This is a genomic window from Comamonas sp. UBA7840 (genome assembly GCF_002501455.1).
Classification (GTDB): Bacteria; Pseudomonadota; Gammaproteobacteria; order Burkholderiales; family Burkholderiaceae_C; genus Comamonas; species Comamonas jiangduensis.
In genome coordinates this window covers 160,972-167,495 of record NZ_DLTI01000028.1, presented here as the reverse complement: position 1 = coordinate 167,495, position 6,524 = coordinate 160,972, and the positions used below count along the sequence as shown (strand labels likewise).

The window sequence follows — 6,524 nt, the reverse complement described above, 5'->3', positions numbered from 1 at the left end:
CTTCTGGATGGAAATCAACAGCCAGGGCTTCCAGCGTGCGCGACAGCACGTTTTCATAGAACGCCTTGGCACGGTCCATGTCCTGCACATAGATTTCGAACCATCCAACGGGATTGCGTGTCATGGCAGACCTCCTGGGGGGATGCAGCGGGGGCGTGGCACGGGGGCCACCGTGTGTCCCGATTGTCAAAGTCTGGCCCGCCAGGGATGCAGGACGGTGGCTTTTCTTCCAGCAGGCGCAAGCATTGGCGTCTAAAAACCATAGCTGACTGCGTAGGTGCAGTATAGGTTTCTACCCTTTTATGCACCAACCTCAATGCTGCGTGCCCGCCCCGGGCTCAGGGGGCGGTGACCGGGCCCGGCGCGGCAGATGGGTCGTCGGCAGGGGCGCTGGGTGCGGCATCCCCGCGCAGCGCGCCCAGCTTGGCCTGCAGCCAGTCGTCATAGCCCTTGTGCACCAGCTCGTAGGTCTGGGCAATGCCGGACGCCACCGGGCTGCCTTCGCCCAGCACGCCCAGGCTGTTCAAGATGTCTTCCGCCTCCTGGTAGCCCTGCTTGAAACCGCCGCGGATCAGCACCACAAAATCCTGGGCCACCTCGGCCAGCTCCTTGTCGGGGTAGCGGGCCGCATAGGCGTCGAACATGGCGGTGGACAGGCCCACGATGCGGCCTGCCGTGGCCTGCGCGCTGTGGTCCTGGCCCATGGCGTTCTGGATGGCGTCGGGGCCCAGTTCGGGCGCCAGCTCCTGGTTGATGGCGTCCACCGCCGTGCGGTACAGCAGGGCCAGGCTGTCGTTGCCAGTCTGCAGGCTGACCTGCAGGGAGGCTTCCAGGATCTGCGCATTGCGCAGGTGCTGCTGGCCCTGGCTGCTGGCGGTGGCGGTTTTCTGCGCCTCGTCCAGCGGCGTGCTCTTGGCGGGCACGGCCGTGTCGGCGGAAACGGGCGAGGGGAAGGGGGTGGCGTTCAGCATGGTGCGCTCCAGATGCAATACAGGCCTGCAAGGCCTTATCGTGCATGTCGGCAATTCGGAGCGTGTACTGAAGTGCCGTCTGTCCTGATGGCGTGCATTCGTGAAAAAAAGGAGCTGTTGGCCTTGAATGGGTAAGCGTTTTAGGGTTAAAGCAGATGGAAAGCATTATTTGACCAGCGCTAGCAGCTCACTTTTTACTGAACTGATATGGTCATGTTGGGTTGAGGTGCATCTGATCCGGTGTTTTTGCCCCCAATCTGATGCTTTTGTTCCAGGCGCAGGGCGCGCACAGTCGCGGTGGAGCACCGCTGGTAGGGACTGGCGGGCGAGCCCTTTCACGCTATGCCTCATCACAACACTTCCACGAATGACGGCGGCAGCCAGCACGCGCCGCGCAAGACAATTCCGATCCACGCAGAGCCTGCCGCAGTTTCTTTTTATGAAGCGCGCAAGAAGATTCAGCCGCGTTCCATCCAGGGTCTGTTTTCCCGCTGGCGCTGGGCGCTGGTGTGGATCACGCAGCTGTTTTTTTACGGTGTGCCCTGGCTGCAAATTCATGGGCGCCAGGCCTTGCTGTTTGATCTGGAGCAGCGGCGTTTTTACGTCTTCGGCTGGCTGCTGTACCCGCAGGACTTCATCTACCTGACGGCGCTGCTCATCGTCAGCGCCCTGGCGCTGTTTTTGTTCACCACCGTGGCTGGGCGGCTGTGGTGTGGCTTCAGCTGCCCGCAGACGGTGTACACCGAGATATTCATGTGGATCGAGCGCCGGCTGGAGGGCGACCGCAGCGCGCGCCTGCGCCTGGATGGCAGCGGCTGGACGCTGGAGAAAGCGGCCCGGCGTGGCGGTAAGCACCTGCTGTGGCTGCTGCTGTCGCTGTGGACGGGCTTTACCTTCGTGGGCTACTTCGTGCCCATCCGCGACCTGGCGGTGCAGGTGATGGCGTGGCAAGGTGCCTGGCAGATTTTCTGGATTGCGTTTTATGCCCTGGCCACCTACGGCAATGCTGGCTTTTTGCGCGAGCAGGTGTGCAAATACATGTGCCCGTATGCACGCTTTCAAAGCGCCATGTTCGACAAGGACACACTGATCGTGAGCTACGACGCCGCGCGCGGCGAGGGCCGTGGCCCACGTGCTAAAGATGCCAACTATCGTGCCCAAGGTTTGGGTGACTGCATTGACTGCACGCTGTGCGTGCAGGTCTGTCCGGTGGGCATTGATATTCGCGATGGCTTGCAGTACGAATGCATTGGCTGCGGCCTGTGCATTGACGCCTGCAACAGTGTCATGGACAAAATGCACTATCCGCGCGGTTTGGTGCGTTGGAGTACCGAGCAAGCCCTGGCACAGCGCTGGAGCCGTGCGCAAATGCTGCGCCGCGTATTCCGCCCGCGCGTGCTGCTGTATGGCGCGGGGCTGCTGGCCATCACCGTGGCCATGGTGGCCAGCTTGTACGTGCGCGTGCCGCTGAAGGTGGACGTGGTGCGCGACCGGGGCACGCTCTCGCGCATTGTGGCGGGCGGCATGGTGGAGAACATCTACCGCGTGCAAATCGGCAATGCCACGGAGGTGCTGCAGCACTATGTGTTGTCAGCCTCGGGCCTGGGCGGGCTGCGTGTGGCCTCGGTGCCCGAGGTGGCGCTGGCAGCAGCCGAAGACCGCTGGGTGGTGGTGCGCCTGCAAGCTCCTTATGGTGCGGCGCAGCCAGGCTCCAACCCTGTGGTGATTGAGGTGCGTGCACAGGCCGATCCCAAGATTGCTGTGTCCGCGCACACCACTTTTTTGGCACCCCGCTAAACGCTAAAAGCTAAACACAGGGCACGGCACCTGTCAGCTACGTTTGCCGTGCTGCTGCATCTCGGTGCACCACTGGCCCAACTGCTGCAGGGCAGGGATGGTGCGCGCATCCCATTGCAAGCCAAAATTCAGCCGGATACAGCGTTCAAACCGTTGCGAAGCCGAGAACACCGGGCCGGGGGCCAGGCTAATCCCGGCGGTCAAGGCCTGCTGGTGCAGTGCCAAGGCATCGCAGCCTTCGGGCAACTCTACCCACATCAAATAGCCACCCTCTGGCCGGGTGGCGCGGGTGCCAGGGGGAAAGTACTGGGCAATCGCCTGGGCCATTGCATCGCGCTGGGTGAGCAAGATGTGGCGCAACTGGCGCAGGTGCTTGTCGTAGCCCACGCCCTCCAAGTAATGTGCCAGCGCCGTTTGTGCCGGGGCATTGGTGCTGATGGAGGTGGTGAGCTTTTGTCGGGCCACCGCCTGTGTGAAACGGCCTGCGGTGACCCAGCCAATGCGCCAACCGGGGGCCAAACACTTGGAAAACGAGCTGCAATGCAGCACCCAGCCTGCGCAGTCATAGGCCTTGATGGGCAGGGGGCGGCGGGCTGAAAAATACAGCTCGCCATAGACATCGTCTTCAATCACGGGTATTTGCAGGCGCGCAGCCATATCGCACAGGGCTTGCTTGTGCGGCGCTGGCATCAGGCTGCCCAGAGGGTTGTGAAAATTGCTCATCAACCAGATGGCCTGCGGGCGGTGGGTGGTGATGGCAGTTTCCAGCGCCTGCAAATCAATGCCGTCGCGCGGATGCGTTGGCACTTCAATGGCCTGCAGGCCCAAGCGCTCCAACGCCTGCAGTGCGCCGTAAAAACAGGGGGACTCCACCACCACCGCGCCGCCGGGGCGGGTGACGGCCGACAGGCATAGGTTCAGCGCCTCCAGGGCGCCATTCGTGATGACCACATCATCCATGTGCAGCGGCATGCCATCTGCCAAGTAGCGGCGGGCGATGTGGCGGCGCAGGCCACTGTGGCCGGTGCTCAGGTCATCGAGCAGGGCCTGCGGCTGGGCCTGGCGTGCGCAGGCGGCCAGCGACTGCGCCAGCTTGTTCCACGGGAAGTGCTGGGGCGCAGGGAAGGCGCTGCCCAGGCCCACCGTGCCCGGCTGGAAGCTGGCTTGCAGGATGGAAAAAACGCGCTCGCTCACATCCACCGTCAGCGAGGCAGGGGGGGGCAGCCGGGCAATCTCTGGCTCCGGCGGTGGGTGGTGCGCGCCCGAGGCCACGTAGTAGCCGGAACGCTCGCGCGCACGGATCAGCCCGCGCGCCTCCAGCAGGTAGTAGGCCTGAAACACTGTGGATGGGCTGACGCCACGTGCCGCGCAGCAGCTGCGCACCGAGGGCAGCTTGTCGCCTGGCTGCAGCACGCCCGCGTGGATGGACTGGGCGATGTCGGCGGCCAGGGTGGCGTAGCGCGTCAGGCTGGGGGAGGAGGCGGGTTGGGTGGACACAGCCGCCCAGTGTAGGGGCAGTCGGGCAGCCCCGCGCCAGACTGCACCGCCCCGGATTAGGTCGTGGCCGCGCTTTGCAACAGGCCCTTGGCGCCATGTGGCTCGCAGCGCAGGTACTGCGGGGCGGCCGCCACCTGGGCGCCCAGCTGGCGGGCGGCCTCCCAGGGCCAGCGCGGGTTGTAGAGCATGGCGCGGGCCACGCCGATGGCATCGGCCTGGCCGGCATCCAGAATGGCTTGGGCCTGCTGCGCTTCGGTGATCAGGCCCACGGCAATCACGGGCATGGCGCCGTGCAGGCTGCCGCGCAATCCAGCAGCCAGCGGGACTTGGTAGCCCGGGCCAATCGGAATCTGCTGGGCCGGGTGCAGCGCAGCGCTGGAGACATGCAAGAACGCGCAGCCGCGTTGTGCCAGTGCCTGTGCCAGCACTTGGCTTTGCGCCAAGTCCCAGCCGCCATCCACCCAGTCGGTGGCGGAGATGCGTACGCCGATGGGAAAGCCCGCTGGCAGGGCCGCCTGGATGGCGTCGAACACCTCCAGCGTCAGGCGCATGCGGTTGTCCAGGCTGCCGCCATAGGCGTCGTCGCGCAGGTTGGACAGGGGCGACAGGAATTGGTGCAGCAAGTAGCCGTGGGCAGCGTGCAGCTCCATTGCATCCAGCCCCAGGCCGTGCGCGCGCACCGCGGCGTCGACGAAGGCCTGCTTGATCTGGGCAATGTCCTGCAGCGTGGCGCTGGCCGGCAGCGGGTCGGTGGGCATGAAGCCCTGGGCGCTGGCGCTGAGGGTTTGCCAAGCCTCGGGATGGTCGGCAGGCAGGGCGCCCCCACCTTCCCAGGGCCGGCGGCTGCTGGCCTTGCGGCCGGCGTGGGCCAGTTGCATGCACACGGGCATGGGGCTGTAGCGGCGGATGTGTGCCAGCACCGGGCGCAGCGCCTGCACCTGGGCATCGTTCCACAGGCCCAGGTCGTGGGCGCTGATGCGGCCCCGGGCCTCGACGGCGGTGGCTTCCAGGATCAGCAGGCCGGCGCCGGACTGGGCCAGTTGGCCGTAGTGCATCAGGTGCCAGCTGGTGGCACAGCCTTCCTCGGCCGAGTACATGCACATCGGGGGGATGACGATGCGGTTGGCCAGTTCCAGCGAGCCAAATCGGATGGGGGAAAACAAAGCAGGCATGGGGGGCGCGTCCCTTCAAAACAAATCTTGCGCCGCAGCATGACACAAAAAAAGCGCGCCACCGATCCCCTCGGTGACGCGCTGTGGCAGGGTGCAAGCGTGCGGGTTCAGGCCTGTTCAGCCAGCAACTCTTGCAAGGTTTTGACCTGCAGGCGCAGGCGTTCGTTCTCGGCCTCCAACTCGGTCACGCGGGCCTGCAGTGTTTTGGCGGAGGCGAGCGGGGCGGCGTCCAGGCTGCCCTCGTCGGCTGCTGCGGGTTTGTCGGCCTTGGGTTTTTTCTTGGCCTCGCGCACGCGCTTGGCCGCTTGTTTGAGGCCGTCAGCACCTTCGGCGGCGACGGCTTGCTGCTCCTCCACGGGCAAGGTGGCCACGACGGCCGCAGCGTTGAGCGACAGCTCGCCAGCCTTTACCGCCGCCACCACTTCGGGGGCGGCTTTTTGCTGGATGGTCTCGATCATCTTGACCTGGCCCGCCGACAGGCGCGCGGCGCGGGCCAGGGCTTCGCGCGTGTCCAGCGCTTCGTCGGGCACCTTGGGGGTGCTGGCCAGGGCCTGGGCCACGGCGGGGTCGGTGTCGGTGTCGCCCTCCCAAGGCGCTTCGCTGCTGGATTCGGCCTTGGCGGCTTGCACGGCTGCGGCGGCTTGCGCGCGGCGCTCGGCAATGATTTCGCGCTTGCGCAGGGCCAGCACACCGCGCTGGTAGTCAGAGACGGAGCGGCGGCCCAGGTGCTGGTCGATCATCCACAGGTGAATGTCTTCCATGTTCTGAAAGCGCTCGTTCTGGATGGTTTTGAATGGCAGGCCGTGCTTTTGGCAAATGCCAAAGCGGTTGTGGCCGTCCACCAGGATGTTGCCCCACAGCACCAGCGCGTCGCGGCAGCCTTCGTCGAGGATGCTGCGCTCCAGCGATTCATATTCGTCGGGGGTGAGGGGGTCGATATAGGCCTTGAGTTCAGGCAGAACAACGATGTCTTCGGGGCTCATGGGATTCCAATGCAAGCGGGCCATGCACTGTAGCGGGCCGCCTGCGAATGTCAAAGAGGAAAGTCAAAAGGCACCCGAAGGTGCCTTTGCGAAGAAGCTGCAGC

Annotated in this window: 6 protein-coding genes; 1 reads left to right on the top strand and 5 read right to left on the bottom strand. The window is 64.9% G+C overall.

Annotated elements, in window-relative coordinates; all coding sequences use genetic code 11:
• Positions 1-124, bottom strand: a 124-nt coding sequence (locus tag B3R00_RS16355; protein WP_414647018.1) for a VOC family protein, incomplete at its 3' end; no start/stop codon positions are given.
• A gap of 214 nt (positions 125-338) precedes the next feature.
• Positions 339-971, bottom strand: coding sequence for a DUF5610 domain-containing protein (locus B3R00_RS12405; protein WP_286999280.1), 633 nt, complete (start codon positions 969-971; stop codon positions 339-341).
• 342 nt (positions 972-1,313) lie between these two features.
• Between B3R00_RS12405 and ccoG the strand changes: the two genes are divergently transcribed.
• Complete coding sequence (gene ccoG / locus B3R00_RS12400) at positions 1,314-2,768, top strand: cytochrome c oxidase accessory protein CcoG (protein WP_286999279.1); 1,455 nt, start codon at positions 1,314-1,316, stop codon at positions 2,766-2,768.
• A gap of 33 nt (positions 2,769-2,801) precedes the next feature.
• Here ccoG and B3R00_RS12395 read toward each other — a convergent pair whose 3' ends face one another.
• The 3 genes from B3R00_RS12395 to B3R00_RS12385 form a co-directional block, all read right to left on the bottom strand.
• Complete coding sequence (locus B3R00_RS12395) at positions 2,802-4,235, bottom strand: PLP-dependent aminotransferase family protein (protein ID WP_286999286.1); 1,434 nt, start codon at positions 4,233-4,235, stop codon at positions 2,802-2,804.
• Between the two features lie 86 nt (positions 4,236-4,321).
• Positions 4,322-5,437, bottom strand: coding sequence for an NADH:flavin oxidoreductase/NADH oxidase (locus B3R00_RS12390; RefSeq protein ID WP_286999278.1), 1,116 nt, complete (start codon positions 5,435-5,437; stop codon positions 4,322-4,324).
• A gap of 107 nt (positions 5,438-5,544) precedes the next feature.
• Complete coding sequence (locus B3R00_RS12385; RefSeq protein ID WP_286999277.1) at positions 5,545-6,420, bottom strand: plasmid replication/partition related protein; 876 nt, start codon at positions 6,418-6,420, stop codon at positions 5,545-5,547.
• Positions 6,421-6,524: the final 104 nt, after the last annotated feature.